Consider the following 15888-nt stretch of genomic DNA (forward strand, 5'->3'; position numbering starts at 1 on the left):
AGGGGCATGGCACACGCAGACATCCTCTCTCTCGCGGGCGACACCCCGCTGGTGACCATCCGGCGCCTCAACCCCAATCCGGACGTCACCCTGCTGGTCAAGCTGGAGGCCAAGAATCCGGGCGGCTCCATCAAGGACCGCGTGGCCCTGGCCATGATCGAGGCGGCCCAGGCATCCGGGGAACTCACCCCGGGCAAGACCGTCATCGAGGCCACCTCGGGCAACACCGGCATCGGCCTGGCCATGGTCTGCGCCGTGAAGGGGCTCAAGCTCACGCTGGTCATGCCGTCCTCCGCCTCGGAGGAGCGCAAGCGCATCATGCGGGCCTACGGGGCCGAGCTGCTGCTCACCCCCGGGCACCTGGGCACGGACGGGGCCATCGAGGAGGCCTACCGCCTGGCCCGCGAATACCCCGAACGTTACGTGCTCATGGATCAGTTCAACAATCCCGCCAGCATAGAGGCCCACTACCGGGGCACAGGCCAGGAAATCTGGGACCAGACCGGGGGCGCGGTCACCCACGTGGTGGCCACCCTGGGAACATCGGGAACCGCCATGGGCATCGCCAAGAAACTCAAGGAATTGAACCCCGCCGTCAAAGTGGTGGCGGTGGAGCCCAGGCCCGGGCACAGGATACAGGGGCTCAAGAACATGCAGGAGTCCTACCCGCCGGGCATCTACGACAAGCGGGCGCTGGAGGTTGTGCGCGTGGAGGACGAGGAAGCCTTCGACATGGCCAGGCAGTTGGCGCGCCAGGAGGGCATCCTGGCGGGAATGAGCGGCGGCGCGGCCATGGCCGCGGCGGCCAGCCTCTGCCGGGAGCTGGTCTCCGGGCTGGTGGTGGCCATCCTGCCCGACGGCGGCGAACGCTACCTCTCCACCGAACTGTACGCCGCGCAGGAGCAGCGCGGCGTGCGCCTGCGCACCGTGGAGACCGGCAAACACGTTCACCTGCCCCCCGGCGCGGCCGGATTCTACACCCCCGGCCCCAGCCTGGACGCCACGGCCGACGCCGAATGCTGGCGGCGCATCGTGCTTTTGGACGTGCTGGCCCGGCACGGGCGCGGGCGGGACGCGGCCTCCTCCGTGGTGGTGGGCCTGGCCGACATGGACGATCGCGCCCTGGCCGCATCGCGCGCGGCGGGGCTTTCGCGGGAGGATTTCGCCCGCCAGGCCCTGGACGGGCTCGGCAGGCTGGCGGCGCAACTGCGCGTGGAGGCCAGCTTCGCCATGGCCTCGGCCTCGCTGGAGCGCATGCTGGACATGACCAGGGCGCTCATGCGCAAGGGCTACAGCTACGAGCGGCTGCGCTCGGTGTATTTCGACGTGGCCCGCGACAAGGGCTACGGGGCGCTCTCCCACGCCAACCTGGGCAAGCTGGCCCTGGGCAAGACCGTGGACCTGGCCGCCTACCTCAAGGACCACCCGCAGGACTTCACCCTGCTCAAGCGCGTGAGCCTGCAGGATCTCAAGCTCGGCCAGGTGGTGCAGACCGAGTGGGGGGCCGTGCGCCCCAGCTGGTTCCTGCAGATGGCGGCCTGCCCCCTGGAGCGGCTGCCCAAGCTCTCGGCGGTGCTGGCGGGCGAGGGGCAGTGCTTCCCCATGCTCGAGAACCTGCGCGCCATCTGGAACCTGACCGGCGTGGCGCGCCCGGCGGCCTGGCTCACCAGCGGCGTGGTCAAGGGTTCGGGGGATTCCTGCGACCTGGCCGAGGTGGCCCGGAGCATGGGCGGGTTCCAGGCGGCCAGGCTGTGGCTGCTCTCGCTGCACTACCGCAGGCCGCTGGACGTTTCGGAGAAGACGCTCTCCATGTGGGCCAGGAACTGGCGCAAGCTCCAGGACACGGCCGTGAACCTCTCGCACTGCGCCGTGAACGATTCCGTGGCCTCGGCCGACGCGGCCCAGGCCGTGGAGACCTTGCGCGCCGAGCTGGAGCAGGCCCTGGACGACGACCTGGGGCTGCACCGCTTCTGGCCGCAGCTCTTCGCCTATTGCCGCCGGGCCAACGCGGCCGCCGGAACGCGCGGCCCCACCCCCGGGGACGCGGCCATCTACCTGGAGGGCCTCAAGGCCGTGAACGCGGTTCTGGGGGTGATGGACGAATCGCGCCTGCCCCTGGCCAGGCAGGCCTGGCCGGGTTTGGCCCAGAGCATGGTGGAGAAGCGCGAGACGGCCCGCTCCGCCAAGGATTTCGACCTGGCCGACACCCTGCGGGAGCAGCTCGGGCTCATGGGCCTCCGGCTGGAGGACACCTCCGCAGGGCCGCGGCTCTTCACCGTCAGCCCGGAATAGGGCGGCTCAGGGCCTCGGGCTGGGCACCCGTCTCCGGCTGGCGCAATCGCCGCCCGATGCGAGGCTCAGTGGCCTCGCAGCATCAGGTGCAGGTTTCGTGTTCCGGGGCCATGCCGTTCTTGCGGGGCCACAGCTCCGACAGCAGCATCCCGGCCAGCATCAGCGCGCAGCCGGCCATGCCGCGCGGGGTGAGCGTCTCCCCGATGAGCAGCCAGCCGCCCAGGGCCGCGAACACCGATTCCAGGCTCAGGATGATGGCCGCGTGGGAGGGGTTGGCGTCGCGCTGAGCCACCAGTTGCAGCGTGTAGGCCAGCCCCACCGAGAGCAGCCCGCCGTAGAGGATGGGCACCGCCGCGTCCATCAGCCCGTCCAGCGCGAAGGATTCCCCCGTCACCACCGCGAAGATCAGGCTCAGCACGGAGCAGACCGCATATTGGCCCACGGCCAGGTGGATGGGGTTCATGCGCGGCGCGAACCAGGCCGCCACCAGCACGTGCCCGGCCCAGAAGAAGGCTCCGATGAGCTCCATGAGGTCGCCGGGGTTGATGCGGAACTGCTCGTTGATGCTCAGCAGATACATGCCCGCCACGGCGCACAATGCCCCGAGCACCGTGCCCAGCGGCGTGCGCCTGCCCAGCAGGGCGGCGAAGAGGGGCACCAGGATCACGTACAGGCAGGTGATGAACCCGGCGTTGCCCGCCGTGGTGTGCAGCATGCCGATCTGTTGCAGGCTGGCCCCGGCGGTCAGCGCGGCGCCGGCGCAGAGGTAGCCAAGCCAGGCGGGCGCGTTCGAGCACTCCCTGGGGAAGATGCGGCCCGTGGAGCGGATGGCCAGCGGCAGCAGGGCGCAGGCGCCCAGGGCAAAACGAACGCCGTTGAAAACGAAGGGCCCCACGTGCTCCATGCCCACGCGCTGCGCCACGAATGCGAAGCCCCAGACGAGGGCGGTGATGAGCAGGAGTATGTCTGCCCGAAGTGACCTGGATATGGCGATGCTCCTTCCCGGGGCCTTCTCCCGTGGCGGGGGCGGACGCCGGATTCCTACGGATTGCATAGGAATTTCCGAGGATTGTCCCTCCGCGAAGGCCGTCCGGGCACTTAGCCGCAAGCCGGAGCAAAGATCAAGCGCCTTGGGCCTCCCCGCCTTCCTGTTCCAGTTCGGCGAGCATCTGGTCCGCTTCGGTGAATTCTGGCCGGATGGCCAGGGCCTGGCGCAGATGATCCCTGGCTTTTTCCCGCCGGGAGGCGTGCACGTAGGCCTTGGCGATGTTGTAGTGCAGGTTCTCGTCGCTGGGAGTGAGGATCAAGGCCTGGGTGTAGGCGTGCAGCGCGCCGGAGAGGTCGCCCGAGCGGCGCAGCCGAACGCCCAGGCTGTTGTACGGGTTGACGGCGTCCGGGTCCTGCTCGAGGATTTCCGCGAAGAGCTCCTTGAGCTCCTGGAGCTTGTCCTGGATGGCCAGGATGTCAGCGCAGCGGTTGAGGTACTCCAGGTACTTCTCCTGTTCGCCCAGGCCCTTGTGGGCGTGGGCCAGGCCCTTGTAGGCCTCGGCGAACATGGTGTTGATGGCCAGGGCCTGGTTGAAGGCCTGGATGGCCAGCCCGAACTCCTGCAGGCGCAGGTGCTCCAGGCCCTGGTTGAACAGGTCCATGGCCTCGTTGCGGGTCTGGGTCACGCTGGAGTAGGCGGCCGCCGCCTGGGCGTGGTCGCCCGCGGCGGCCAGCTCATCGGCCTGGGCCATCCGCTGGGCGCGGTCGTCGTCGGGGTGGGAGGACTCCCAGGCGGAGCGCAGGTGCCGGGCGCAGGTCTGAGGCGTGTAGGGCCGCAGCACATAGCCGCCGCACCCGGCGGAGACGGCCTCCAGCACGCGCTCGCGGCGGCACTCCGCCGTGAGCATCACCACGGCCTTGTGCTGGAGAGTTTTGTCGCGCTTGATGGCCCGCAGGCATTCGATCCCGGAGAGGGCTCCGGTGCGGTCGCCCAGGAGGATGAGCCCCACGCCCTCGTCGCCCAGGTGCGGCCGGGCCTCGACCAGCGAGGGGAACAGGCGTATGCTGCTGTAGCCCATGTCTGAAAGGGTGCGCCTGTCCTTGGCCACCAGGGCCGCGTCGGAATTGATGAGGGCGAGGCCGACTGTCGCGGGATTGTAAACCATTCGCCACACGTAGCACCGGCCAGATGGGCTGGCAATACGCGGCGAGGAGGGGAAAAATGGCGGGAAAAGCTGCCGGAAAATGGCTGACTGCCCTTGGCGCGGCGCTGGCCGTGGGCGCGTTCTTCTGGCTGGGCGGCCCGCGGTACTTCAACCTGGAAACCCTCAAAACCTCTCGCGACGGGCTCCAGGCGCTCTACGCCACGCATCCGGCGTCCATGCTCGCGGGGTATTTCGCGCTCTACGTGGCCGCCGCGGCCCTCAACCTGCCGGGCGCGGCCGTGCTGACTCTGGCGGGCAGCGCCGTCTTCGGGTTCTGGTCGGGGCTGGCGTCCGTCTCGTTCGCCTCCAGCGTGGGGGCCACGCTGGCCTGCGCGCTCTCGCGCTACCTCCTGCGGGACTGGGTGCGCGGCCGCTTCGGGGCCGTGCTGGACAAGGTGGACCGGGGCCTGGCCAGCGAGGGGGCCTGGTACCTGGCGTCGCTGCGCCTGGTGCCCGTGATACCCTTCTTCCTGATCAATCTGGTCATGGGCCTGACCAGGATGCCCCTGGGCAAGTTCTACCTCGTCTCCCAGTTGGGCATGCTTCCGGGGACCATCGTGTTCGTCAACGCCGGAACGGAGCTCGGCCGTATCGACAGGGTCGGCGACATCCTCTCGCCCGGGGTGCTCGGCTCGCTGGCCCTGCTGGCGCTGTTTCCCGTGCTGGCCAAATGGGCCCTGCGCCGGTTCAGGCGCGTGAAGGACGTCCCCCCGGCCTAGCGGCCACGGGCCAGCGCTTTCTCGATGGCCGAGGCGAGGTCGGCCGCCTTGAAGGGCTTGGTCACGAAATCGTTCATGCCTTCGCGCAGGAAGCGGAGCCTATCCCTGTGGGTGGCGTAGGCCGTCAGCGCGATGATGGGTATGGCCCGGTCAACGGAGTGCAATTCTCCGTTGCGGATGAGCCGCGTGGCCGTGATGCCGTCCATGACGGGCATCTGGATATCCATGAGGACCACGTCCACCGGGTTCGTGCGCAGCATCCGCAGGGCCTGCTGGCCGTCCTCGGCCTCCAGCACGGTGTAGCCCCGGGCGCTGAGCATCCTGGCCGCGGTGACGCGGTTGGTGTGTTCGTCCTCCACGATGAGCACCCGGGCGTCGCCGCATTGGCCGTCCACATGTCCGGCCAGCACGTCCTGTACGTCCTCTCCCGGCTGCCAGAAGGATACGGTGAAGCTGAAGGCGCTGCCCGCTCCGGGCGTGCTCTCCGCCCAGATGCGCCCGCCCAGCAGCTCGACCAGCCCCTTGGCGATGGCCAGCCCCACGCCCGAGCCGCTGTAGCGCTTGGTCAGGGTGTCCTCGGCCAGGGAGAAGCTCTCGAAGATGTGCGGCAGCCTGTCCGCCGGGATGCCCACGCCCGTGTCCTCCACGGTGAAGAGCAGCGGCAGCCCGCCCTCGCAGGTGAAGAGGCTCTCGCCGTGCAGGTCGATGGACTCGATGCGCGTGAGCGAAAGCAGCACGTGCCCCGCATCGGTGCACTGGATGGCGTTGGAGAGCAGGCTCACCAGCACCTGGCGCAGGCGGAACTCGTCCCCGGCCACGACCACGGGCACGGAAGGGTGGATCTCGGCCGAGAGCTCCAGCCCCTTGAGCCGGGCCTGGACCGTGAAGTTCCTCACCACCGAAGCCACGCAGCGGTGCAGGTCGAACGGCTTCATGGAGGCCTGGAGCGCGTGGGAGGAGATGTCCGCCAGGTCCAGCAGGGAGTTGATGGCCTGCAGCAGGCGCTCACCCGAATCCCCGACTATCCGCCACAGTTCGGCCTGATCCTCGCTGAGCGGTTCGGAATGGGCCAGTTGCGCCGCGCCCAGAATGCCGTTCAAGGGGGTGCGCAGCTCGTGGCTGATGTTGGCCAGGAACTGGGTCTTGGCCACGAAGGAGGCCTCGGCACGCTCCCTGGCCTTGATGAGCGCCCGCTCCATGTTCTTGCGCTCGGTGATCTCGCGGGAGAAGGAGGCCAGGCGCGTGACGGCGCCCTTGGAATCAAGCACCGGGTAGATGCTCACCATGAAGATGCGGCCCTTGATCTTCTCCTCGTATTGGACCGGGCCTGACCCGGCCAGCACCTTCTCGCACATGGCGCGCCGGAACAGCGAGACCTCCGGGTCAAGGTACTTGTAGATGCTCTTGCCCAGGAGTTCGTCAACGGTCATGGAGCGGCGTCTGGCGGCTTCGTCGTTGAGGGCCACGAAACGGCCGTTGGCGTCGATGAGCACGGCCGAATCCGTGGTGGCGTTGAGCAGGTCCCGCAGGCGGTTGTGTTCGCTGAGCGCCACGCGCTCCATTTCGACCCAGCGCGTCACGTCCTCCCGGATGACCACCGCGCCGCACAACTCGCCCTCCTTGAGCACGGGGGTGGCCCGGATGGTCTGGTAGCCGGATTGCCCCCCGCTGAACTCGGGGGTGAAGACCTTTTCCAAAAGGACGTCGTCGCCATCGAAGACCGAGGCGAGCCTCCCCGCGACCCCGGCCGAATCGATGCCCGGCAGTGAACTGAGGGGCTTGCCGATGAAGTAGTCCTTCTCGTGCAGGCCGCGCGCGAAGTGGGCGAGGTGCCAGTCGTTGACGTAGGAGACGAGGCCCTGCCTGTCGACGTGCATGACCGACACGGGCGCGCGCCTGGCGAGAGTCTTGAATTCAGCCGGCAGGCCGTTGGCCGCCGGGGAAGGGGGGGGCTGCTGATCCATAACTGTAGAGTCTTTATCCCATGCGGCCATCGGGGTCGGAGGCCTGTGCGTTGCTGTTTGCGGTCTCCTCAAAGGATTGGACGCCGCCGTGCCGGATGAAGTTACTCTCCAGGCGAGGGGACGGCCCCGGGCCGTTCTTCGCTCCCGCTCAGCCCCGCGCCAGCGCGCTCCGGCCGCCCGGCAGGGCCGCCTGACCGTCCGCAGAGCTATCCGCCGGGGTGTTCTGCAACTCCATCACGAGATTTCTGAGCTCCTGGGCCTGGGCGGCCAGCTCCTGCACAGCGCTGGCCGACTGCTGCATGGAGACCGCCGTATCGTTGGAGACGCGGCTGACGTCGTCGATGGAGCGGGCGATCTCCTCGCTGGCGGCGGACTGCTCCTCCGAGGCGGTGGCGATGGACGCCACCTGGTCGCTGGTGATCTCCGCCAGCTCCACGATGCGCGTCAGGGCTTCGCCGGACTGCCCGGCCATTTCCGTCGCCTCGCCGATCCTGGCCACGGCGCCGTCCACGCTTTCGATGCTGTGGCGGGTGCTGGCCTGGATGGCGCGGATGGCGTCGCCCACTTCCTTGGTGGCGGTCATGGTCTTCTCGGCCAGCTTGCGCACCTCGTCGGCCACCACGGCGAAGCCGCGCCCGGCCTCCCCGGCCCTGGCCGCCTCGATGGCGGCGTTGAGCGCCAGCAGGTTGGTCTGGTCGGCGATGTCGGAGATGACCCCCAGTATCTGCCCGATACCCTGGGCCTGCTTGCCCAGGTCCGTCATTTCGTCCTTCAGGGAGAGGGCCTGCTGCTGCACCTCGCCGATGCCGGCGATCACCCTGCCCACGATGCCCGCGCCGTCCTCCGCCTGCGAGCGGGCCTTGCCCGACATCTCCGCCGCATTGCCGGCGTTGCGGGCCACGTCCAACACGGTGGTGTTCATCTGCGAAACGGCGGCGGCCGTCTCGCCGATGCGCTGCGACTGCACCTCGCTGCCCCGGGAGGACTGCTCGATCTGCTCCGAAAGCTTGTCCGAGGCGGAGGTGACAACCGCCACCACGCCCTCGATGCGCCGCGCCGCCTGCAGCATGCCCTCGGCCTTGGCCAGCTCGGCCTGGGCCCTGGCCGCATCGGCCTCCCTGGTGGCCTGCTCGGCCTCCTGGGTGCGCAGGCGGGCCTGCTCGGACTGCTCGTTGGCGTGGGCGATCATCTCCTTGAGGCTGGCGACCATGGTGCGCAGGCTCTGGGCAAGCTGGCCAACCTCGTCCTTCTGGTCGATGTCGAGGCGTTCGTCCAGTCGGCCCGCGGCCACGGCCCCGGCGAACCCGACCACGCGCTTGAGCCCGCCGGAAATGGCCCTGGCCGCGAGCAGCGAAAGCAGGATGGAGAGCGCCGCGCAGCTCAGGGCGGTGATGGTCAGGAACCGTTGGGAGGCCTTGCCGTCAGCCACGGAGCTGTCGACCGTGGTCCGGGCTTCGTCGGTGTTGTACTTGACCAGGGCGTCCAGCTTGGCGGCCACGGACCGGAACGCTTCGCGGCCCTTTGAGCCGGATTTGCCCATGGCCAGGGTGCGCTTGCCTTCCTTCACCAGGCCCAGCACCTCGAGCTGGAGCTTCTCCATCTCGGCGATGCCCGCCTTGGCGTCGGCCCATTCGCGCTTCTCGCGCTCGTCCATCTCCAGGGCGTCGTAGGCGCTCACGCCCGCGCGGACCCGCTGCCAATCCTTGTCGAACATGGCGGTACGGCTGGCGATTTCGTCCTTGGTGGACAGCTCGGGTATCAGCAGGCTCTGTTCGATGCGCCTGGCCGAGACGATGCCGTCCTTGCATTCGGAAAGGGCGCTGACCGAGGGGAACGTATTGGTGGCGAAGCTCTCCAGCGACTTGTTGGCCTTGTCCAGGCCCACCCAGCCGCTCATGCCCACCGCGGCGGTCAGCAGGGAGGTGATGATGGCGATTCCGCCAAGCTTTACGAGGAGGGAGGTGTTCTTCATTCGGTCGCCCAGTTGAATAAAAGGTTCGGTATACGCACGAACGTTCAATCGACATTCCGGCGATGCTGGCTGGATGTGGTGAGCTCGCGTTGATATGGCGAACAGGTGCCATATTCCCGGAGCGAGAACAAGTATGGAGGTGGGCCTATGGACAAGGCCGGATCGGATGACTATTGCTGCGGCTGAGATTCAGCGAGGAGGACGCCATGAAGGCGAAAGAGAGCATCGTCATCCGGCAAGAGGAGCTCCCGGCGGTGCGCAAGCGCCAGCCCCCGCCGGGGAAGGCCATGGACGGCAAGGAAAGGTACACCAGAAAGCGCAAACACCCCAAACGGGAAGGGATCGAGGGTGAAAACGAAACGCCCGGAGGCGAAAGCCTCCGGGCGTTGTTGCATTCTGGCGGGCGCGTGGCCGGGTTCAGGCCCCGAGGCGCTGCTCGATGATGGTCTTGGCGCGCAGGGCCAACTGGCTCACCTCGGGCTTTGAAATCTGGTCGTCGGCGCCCACGGCCTCGCCTTTGTGGCGCAGCTTGTCCGTGATGAGCGAGGAGAACAGCAGCACCGGCAGCTTGCCCAGGGCGTTGTCCTCCTTGATGCGCTTGGTGAGGTTGTGGCCGTCCATGGTGGGCATCTCGATGTCGGAGACGACCACCTGCACGTAGTCCGTCACGTCGGAGTTGTTCTCCTCGGCCAGTTGCTTGATCTGCAGCAGGCGCTCCCAGGCCTGGAGCCCGGTGTTCACCACCTCCACGTCGAAATTGGCCTTCTCCATCAGGTCGCGCAGCATCTCGCGCACCAGGGCGGAGTCGTCCGCGATGAGCGCGCGGTAGCGCTTGCTGGCCCGCCAGTCCACGGTGGTGTCCAGCTTGAGGCCCAGGGCGGGGTTCAGGTCGGCCACGATCTTTTCCAGGTCGAGCAGGAAGACGATGCGGTCCTCCAGTTTGACCACGCCGGTGATGGAGTCGCCGCTCAGGGTGGAGACGTAGTTGTTGGGCGGCTCCACGGCCTCCCAACTGAGCCGGTGGATGCGCGTGACGCCCGTGACCAGGAAGGCCGTTGTGACCTTGTTGAACTCCGTGACGATGACCTTGGGGGACTCAGTGTCCTCGCGCTGCTTGTCCAGCCAGACGGAAAGGTCCACAAGAGGGATGATGTGATTGCGCAGGTTGAACGCACCCAGAACGGAAGGGTGGGCCACCTCGGGCAATTCGGTGACTCTGGGCAGGCGGATGATCTCCAGCACCTTGGCCACGTTGACCCCGTAATAGCCTTTGTACGTCGAGAGCCCGGAGGGATCGCCCTCCGGCACCTGTTCGTCGAGGTAGAATTCGACGATTTCGAGCTCGTTGGTGCCGGATTCGAGCAGAATGTTGGTCTGGGCCATCAGGTCCCTCCGAAGTTACAGCTTCAGCAATGCGGTTTCCACCGCGTCGATGATCTTTTTGGGGGTTGAGGCTCCCGCTGTCAAGCCAATGCGGGCGAGGCCGCGCATCTTTTCCAGGGGCAGTTCGTCGGCCGTCTCCACATGCACGCAGGGCACCCCCCTGTCCTGGGCGACCTTGGCCAGGCGGCGGGTGTTGCCGCTGTTGCGCCCGCCCACCACCACGATCATGTCCACCGTGCCGGCCAGGGCGATGACCTCCTCCTGGCGTTTCTGCGTCGCGTCGCAGATGGTGCGCAGCACCGGTATCTCGCGGCCCAGCAGATGGAACAGCCGCTCCCTTATGCGCTCGAAGCCCGCGTCGTCCTGGGTGGTCTGGGCCGCCAGGAAATAGGATTCCCTCGGGTCCAGCGTGTCCTCCGGCAATTCCTCCAGGCTTCCGAAGACGATGGCCCCGTTGGCCGCGTGGCTCAAAAGCCCGCGCACCTCGGGGTGGTCCTCCTCGCCGTAGAGCAGCAGGATGCCCCCCTTGGCGGCCTCCTTGGCGATCAGGCGCTGGGCCTTCATCACTTTGGGGCAGGTGGCGTCGGCCACCTTGAGGCCGCTTGCGGCCAGGCGCTCGTACACCAGGCGGGGCACGCCGTGGGCGCGGATGAGCACGATGGACCCGGCCTCTATCTCCTCGGGGTTCTCTGAGCAGGCCACGCCCAGCTCCTCGTACTCCTTGAGCACCTGGGGGTTGTGGATGAGGGGTCCGAAGGTGCAGATGGGGGCGGAGAGGGACTGGTCCGCAAGCAGCTCGTCGAGCTTGCGCAGGGCCAGGCCCACGCCCATGCAGAATCCGGCCGATTTAGCCCTGATGACTTCCATCGCGCTCCTCCTGGTGGTGGCCTTCGCTGGGCGCGCACTGCGCCTGGGCCACCCGCTCGACGATTTCCGAAAGATGCTCCCACGAGGCGCACGAACCCACTTCCTGGCGCAGCACACGCGCCCCCAGCAGGTTGCGGATGTAGCGGGGCACGATGGAGCGCATGCGCAGGATGGCCTTCTCCGGCCTGCCGAAGCGCCGGATGTAGGCAGCGTGGCGCTCGATCATGCGGGCCACCTCCGGCCCGGAGGGGGCCTGGGGCGCATCGCTCAAAAAGTGGCTGAACACGGCCGGGTCGTACATGGCCCCGCGCGCGAACATCACGCCGTCGGCCCCTGTCCGCTCCAGGCAGCGCCGGGCGTCGGCGGCGCTGAACAGGTCGCCGCTGGCCAGCACCGGGATGCCCGCCTCCTGCTTCAGCCTTGCCACCTGGGACCAGTCCGCCGTTCCGGAATAGCCCTGCCTGGCGTGCCGGGGGTGCAGGGTGAGCCAGGCCGCGCCCAGATTCTCCAGTTCGCGCGCCACCGGGAACACTGCCTCGTCGCCGGCGGCCCAGCCGGTGCGCAGCTTCACGCTCACTGCCCCGGGGCCCGCCTTGGCCACCATGACCTTCACGATGGCGTAGAGCAGCTCCGGGGTGCGCAGCAGGGCTGAGCCCGAGCCGGATTTGACCACCTTGGGCACGGAGCAGCCGCAGTTGAGGTCGAAATAGCGGAAGCCGCGCTCCAGGAGCATGTCCATGGCCCGGGCGAACATCTCCGGCTCCGCGCCGAAGAGCTGCACCACCAGGGGAGAGTCCTCCGGGCAGGTGGCGAGCAGGTCCTTGGTGCCGGGGCTGTGATAGACCATGCCCTTGGCGCTGACCATCTCCGTGACGGCGCAGGCCGCGCCGTAGTCGCGGCAGAGCATCCTGAAGGGGAGGTCGGAGTATCCTGCAAGGGGGGCCAGCCAGGGAAAGCCTGGGCCGATGGGGGGCGTGGTGCTCATGGGCTGATGTCCAATACGCACGGGGAGGCCGCTTGGCAATGGCCGGAGACCTGGGAAGAGAGGGCGCGGCAGCTCCGGCGAGGCCTATCCGCGCTTCCTGGCGGGCACGCGCCCGCGCTGCCGCCGTAAGGCGGCGCTGCGCGTGGCGCGTGCGTTCCCCGGGCCTTCTTGACCTGGATGGGGCTTTTGTCTAGCCTGCCCGTTTCGAGCCCGGGACGCTTCCCGCGCCAGGAATAGTACGTATAAGGAAGGACCGTCTCCATGTCGCCCAAAACCGAGCTGATCTGGTTCGACGGCGCGCTCGTCCCCTGGGATGAGGCGCGCGTTCACGTGATGACCCACACCCTTCATTACGGCGTGGGCGTGTTCGAGGGCATCCGTGCATACAAGCAGGCGGGCGGCGGTTCGGCCGTGTTCCGCCTCAAGGAGCACGTGCGCAGGTTGTTCGAGTCCGCCAAGATCGTCGAGATCGCCATGCCCTTCACCCAGGAGCGGATCGTGGAGGCCATCCTTGAAACGCTCAAGGCCAACAAGCTGGAGGAGGGCTACATCCGGCCCATCACCTTCATCGGCACGGGCATGTCCTTCGGGGTGAGCCCCGGCAAGAACCCCATCCACAACGCCATCTGCGTGTGGCCCTGGGGCGCGTACCTGGGCGAGGAGGCCCTGGAGCTTGGCATCCGTATCAAGACGTCCTCCTTCGCCAGGCACCACGTCAACGTGATGATGACCAAGGCCAAGGTCTGCGGCAACTACGTCAACTCCGTGCTGGCCAAGACCGAGGCCCTGGCCGACGGCTACGACGAGGCCATGCTTCTGGACACCGACGGCTTCGTCTCCGAGGGCTCGGGCGAGAACATCTTCATGGTCAAGGACGGGGCCATCAAGACCCCCCCGCTGACCTCGGTGCTCTCGGGCATCACCCGCGACGCCATCATCACCCTCGCCCGCGACCTGGGCATCCCCCTGCGCGAGGAGCGCTTCACCCGCGACGAGCTCTACACCGCGGACGAGGCTTTCTTCTCGGGCACCGCGGCGGAGATCACCCCCATCCGCGAGATCGACCGGCGCGTCATCGGCCAGGGCAGGGCGGGGGAAGTGACCAAGCTCCTGCAGAAGGAGTTCTTCCGCATGGTCAAGGGCGAAAACCCCGCGTACGCCTCCTGGCTGCACGGATACACCGTCTAGCGATTTTCCATCGGGGGGCCTGGCGGCCCCCCGGGCGAAACCATGTCAGCACCGAGCCTCACATCGAAATACCGGCCCCAGCGCTTCAGCGACGTGGCCGGCCAGGAAGCGATCAAGCGCATCCTGTCCAAGGCGTCCGCCGAGGACAAGATCGCGCCCGCCTACCTCTTTTCCGGCACGCGCGGGGTGGGCAAGACCACCCTGGCCCGCGTGCTGGCCAAGGCGCTCAACTGCGTGACGGCCCCCACGGCCGAGCCGTGCAACGAGTGCTCCCAGTGCCGCCAGATCACGGCCGGGGTCTCCCCCGACGTCATCGAGATCGACGCCGCCACCCACGGCAACGTCGAGGAAGCCCGCCGCCTCAAGGAGGACATCGGCTACGCCCCGCTGCAGAGCCGCTACAAGGTCTTCATCATCGACGAGGCGCACATGCTCTCCAAGGCGGCCTTCAACGCGCTGCTCAAGACCCTCGAGGAGCCGCCTGGCCGCGTGACCTTCATCCTGGCCACCACCGAGCCCCACAAGATACTGCCCACCATCATCAGTCGCTGCCAGCACTATGTGTTCAAGCGCCTGATGCAGCCCGAGCTGGAGGCCCACCTGAGCGGCCTGCTGAGCCGCGAGAATGTGGCCTACGAGCAGGGGGCCGTGAGCCTCATCGCCCGGCGCGGCGCGGGCAGCGTGCGCGATTCCATGTCGCTGTTGGCCCAGGTGCTGGCCATGGGCGGGGAGAGCCTGCGCGAGCAGGACGTGCGCGACGTGCTGGGCCTGGCCGGGCAGGACGTGTTCCTCACGCTCATGCAGGCCTTCAAGGATCAGGACTGCCTGGCCGTGAGCGAACTCCTGCGCAACGTGCTGGACCGCGGCCTGGACATCGGCTTCTTCCTGCGCGAGCTGGCCTCCAGTTGGCGCAACCTGTTCCTGCTCAACCAGGCCGGGGAGAAGGCCCTGGGTTCCCTGGAGCTCTCCGAGGAGGAGGGCCGCCAGTGGCTCGGCTGGGCCAGGGACTTCGAGGCCCGGCACATCCACGCCTGCTGGCAGATGACCCTGGAAGGCCAGCGCCGGGTGATGACCAGCCTGGAGCCAGCGCTGGCCCTGGAGCTTCTGATGCTCAACCTGGCCTACGTGCCGCGCCTGCTCTCCCTGGAGGCCATGAGCGCCGGAGCCTGCCCGCCCGCGCGGCCCTCAGGCCCCAGCGGCGGCCCCGGCGGAAGCTACGGGGGCGGCCCGCGACCCGGCCCCTACGGCAACCCGCCCCAGGGGGCGGCCCAGCAGTACGGTGGGGCGCAATCCGGCGGCGGACAGCAGGGTCCGCAGGGCTGGCGTCCGCCCCAGGCCGCGCCCGCATCTGCACCCGCTTATGGCCCGGAATCCGCCCCGCCCAGAGCCCCGCGCCCGGCGCCCGGCTCCGAGAGCAACGAGGGACAGCACCAGTCTCCGGCTCCGCGTCCTGCGCCGCAACAGGCCCCGTATCAGGCTCCGCAACCGGGCCAGGCATCGGCCCCGTATCAGGCCCAGCCTGCTGGGGGTCCGGCCTCTGCCGGTCCCGCGCCTGGCCCGAACAGCCAGAATGCGTCAGGCCAGACGCCGCCCGCTCCCGCCGTGGAGCGCCCGCGCGGGCCGCGCACCTGGAAGGCCTTCCACGACTACGCCCTGCACGCGCTCAAGAACCATCCGCCCCTGCGCGTGGCCTTCGGGCAGCTCGCCGGGGGGGCTCTGGACGCCGGGGACAGGGGCGACGTGCTGCGCCTGAAGTGCAAGAACGAGTTCATGTACGGGCAGATCACCGGCAAGCCCGAATCCGTCGCCGTGCTGCGCGGCCTCGTGCACGACTATTTCGGCCCTGACACGGGCCTCGATTTCGACGTGGAGCGCACCGCCCAGCGCAAGCCCACGCAGGAGCTGCGCGCCCAGGTGGAGCAGAGCCCGCTCTTCAAGGAGGCCCAGGAGACGCTCGGGGCCTACATCATCGACGTGCAACACAAATCGTGAACCTGATTTCCCGGAGGAAGATATGAAAGGCATGGGAGATATGCTGCGCCAGGCGCAGATGATGCAGCGCAAGATGCAGCAGATGCAGCAGGATCTGGCCAACCGCCAGGTCGAAGCCACCGCCGGGGGCGGCATGGTCACCGTGAAGGCCACCGGCTCCCAGGAGATCATCTCCGTGACCATCGACAAGGCCGTGGTGGACCCCGCCGACGTGGAGATGCTCCAGGATCTGGTGCTGGCCGCCGTCAACGACGCGCTCAAGAAGGCCCGCGAACTCCAGCAGTCCGAGATGGCCGGGATCACCGGCGGCCTGAACATCCCGGGGCTCTTCTAG

General features: G+C 68.1%; 12 protein-coding genes. 5 read left to right on the top strand and 7 right to left on the bottom strand.

Annotation, left to right across the window (positions count from 1 at the left end; translation table 11 throughout):
* The first annotated feature begins 6 nt into the window (after positions 1-6).
* A complete protein-coding gene (locus MLE27_RS00295) occupies positions 7-2292 on the top strand; it encodes a cysteine synthase (RefSeq protein WP_243309857.1) in 2286 nt (761 codons plus the stop codon).
* An 82-nt stretch (positions 2293-2374) separates the two neighbouring features.
* On the opposite strand, the gene MLE27_RS00300 is transcribed toward MLE27_RS00295, so the two are convergent.
* Positions 2375-3346 (bottom strand): DMT family transporter, encoded by a 972-nt coding sequence (locus MLE27_RS00300; RefSeq protein ID WP_243309858.1) that lies wholly within the window; start codon positions 3344-3346, stop codon positions 2375-2377.
* A gap of 67 nt (positions 3347-3413) precedes the next feature.
* Positions 3414-4445, bottom strand: a complete 1032-nt coding sequence (locus tag MLE27_RS00305) for a tetratricopeptide repeat protein (protein WP_243309859.1) — start codon at positions 4443-4445, stop codon at positions 3414-3416.
* 56 nt (positions 4446-4501) lie between these two features.
* Between MLE27_RS00305 and MLE27_RS00310 the strand changes: the two genes are divergently transcribed.
* On the top strand, positions 4502-5203 hold the full coding sequence (locus tag MLE27_RS00310) for a TVP38/TMEM64 family protein (protein ID WP_243309860.1): 702 nt from the start codon (positions 4502-4504) through the stop codon (positions 5201-5203).
* On the opposite strand, the gene MLE27_RS00315 is transcribed toward MLE27_RS00310, so the two are convergent.
* From MLE27_RS00315 to MLE27_RS00335, 5 genes are all read right to left on the bottom strand, one after another.
* Positions 5200-7167, bottom strand: a complete 1968-nt coding sequence (locus MLE27_RS00315; protein WP_243309861.1) for a response regulator — start codon at positions 7165-7167, stop codon at positions 5200-5202. The genes MLE27_RS00310 and MLE27_RS00315 overlap by 4 nt on opposite strands.
* A gap of 148 nt (positions 7168-7315) precedes the next feature.
* The gene (locus MLE27_RS00320) at positions 7316-9139 is read right to left on the bottom strand and encodes a methyl-accepting chemotaxis protein (RefSeq protein ID WP_243309862.1); all 1824 of its coding nucleotides are present in this window, start codon (positions 9137-9139) and stop codon (positions 7316-7318) included.
* A 417-nt stretch (positions 9140-9556) separates the two neighbouring features.
* The gene (locus tag MLE27_RS00325; RefSeq protein WP_243309863.1) at positions 9557-10522 is read right to left on the bottom strand and encodes a chemotaxis protein; all 966 of its coding nucleotides are present in this window, start codon (positions 10520-10522) and stop codon (positions 9557-9559) included.
* 15 nt (positions 10523-10537) lie between these two features.
* Positions 10538-11389 (bottom strand): 4-hydroxy-3-methylbut-2-enyl diphosphate reductase, encoded by an 852-nt coding sequence (gene ispH, locus MLE27_RS00330; RefSeq protein ID WP_243309864.1) that lies wholly within the window; start codon positions 11387-11389, stop codon positions 10538-10540.
* Complete coding sequence (locus MLE27_RS00335; protein WP_243309865.1) at positions 11370-12374, bottom strand: tRNA dihydrouridine synthase; 1005 nt, start codon at positions 12372-12374, stop codon at positions 11370-11372. Before MLE27_RS00335 ends, ispH begins: the two co-directional genes overlap by 20 nt.
* Before the next feature lie 261 nt (positions 12375-12635).
* On the opposite strand from MLE27_RS00335, the gene MLE27_RS00340 reads away from it, so the two are divergent.
* From MLE27_RS00340 to MLE27_RS00350, 3 genes are read left to right on the top strand one after another with little or no spacing between them, the layout of a single operon-like run.
* Complete coding sequence (locus MLE27_RS00340; RefSeq protein ID WP_243309866.1) at positions 12636-13562, top strand: branched-chain amino acid transaminase; 927 nt, start codon at positions 12636-12638, stop codon at positions 13560-13562.
* Between the two features lie 42 nt (positions 13563-13604).
* On the top strand, positions 13605-15554 hold the full coding sequence (gene dnaX, locus MLE27_RS00345; protein ID WP_243309867.1) for a DNA polymerase III subunit gamma/tau: 1950 nt from the start codon (positions 13605-13607) through the stop codon (positions 15552-15554).
* A 22-nt stretch (positions 15555-15576) separates the two neighbouring features.
* Positions 15577-15888, top strand: a complete 312-nt coding sequence (locus tag MLE27_RS00350) for a YbaB/EbfC family nucleoid-associated protein (RefSeq protein WP_243309868.1) — start codon at positions 15577-15579, stop codon at positions 15886-15888.

This window comes from Fundidesulfovibrio agrisoli, from assembly GCF_022808715.1.
Classification (GTDB): domain Bacteria; phylum Desulfobacterota; class Desulfovibrionia; order Desulfovibrionales; family Desulfovibrionaceae; genus Fundidesulfovibrio; species Fundidesulfovibrio agrisoli.

Excerpts from the sequence above, each read along its gene's own strand:
- MLE27_RS00340 (WP_243309866.1), top strand. The coding sequence starts at position 12,636 with ATGTCGCCCAAAACCGAGCTGATCTGGTTCGACGGCGCGCTCGTCCCC.
- MLE27_RS00295 (WP_243309857.1), top strand. The coding sequence starts at position 7 with ATGGCACACGCAGACATCCTCTCTCTCGCGGGCGACACCCCGCTGGTG.
- MLE27_RS00310 (WP_243309860.1), top strand. The coding sequence starts at position 4,502 with ATGGCGGGAAAAGCTGCCGGAAAATGGCTGACTGCCCTTGGCGCGGCG.
- ispH (WP_243309864.1), bottom strand. The coding sequence starts at position 11,389 with ATGGAAGTCATCAGGGCTAAATCGGCCGGATTCTGCATGGGCGTGGGC.
- MLE27_RS00305 (WP_243309859.1), bottom strand. The coding sequence starts at position 4,445 with ATGGTTTACAATCCCGCGACAGTCGGCCTCGCCCTCATCAATTCCGAC.
- MLE27_RS00325 (WP_243309863.1), bottom strand. The coding sequence starts at position 10,522 with ATGGCCCAGACCAACATTCTGCTCGAATCCGGCACCAACGAGCTCGAA.
- dnaX (WP_243309867.1), top strand. The coding sequence starts at position 13,605 with ATGTCAGCACCGAGCCTCACATCGAAATACCGGCCCCAGCGCTTCAGC.
- MLE27_RS00350 (WP_243309868.1), top strand. The coding sequence starts at position 15,577 with ATGAAAGGCATGGGAGATATGCTGCGCCAGGCGCAGATGATGCAGCGC.
- MLE27_RS00320 (WP_243309862.1), bottom strand. The coding sequence starts at position 9,139 with ATGAAGAACACCTCCCTCCTCGTAAAGCTTGGCGGAATCGCCATCATC.
- MLE27_RS00335 (WP_243309865.1), bottom strand. The coding sequence starts at position 12,374 with ATGAGCACCACGCCCCCCATCGGCCCAGGCTTTCCCTGGCTGGCCCCC.
- MLE27_RS00315 (WP_243309861.1), bottom strand. The coding sequence starts at position 7,167 with ATGGATCAGCAGCCCCCCCCTTCCCCGGCGGCCAACGGCCTGCCGGCT.
- MLE27_RS00300 (WP_243309858.1), bottom strand. The coding sequence starts at position 3,346 with ATGCAATCCGTAGGAATCCGGCGTCCGCCCCCGCCACGGGAGAAGGCC.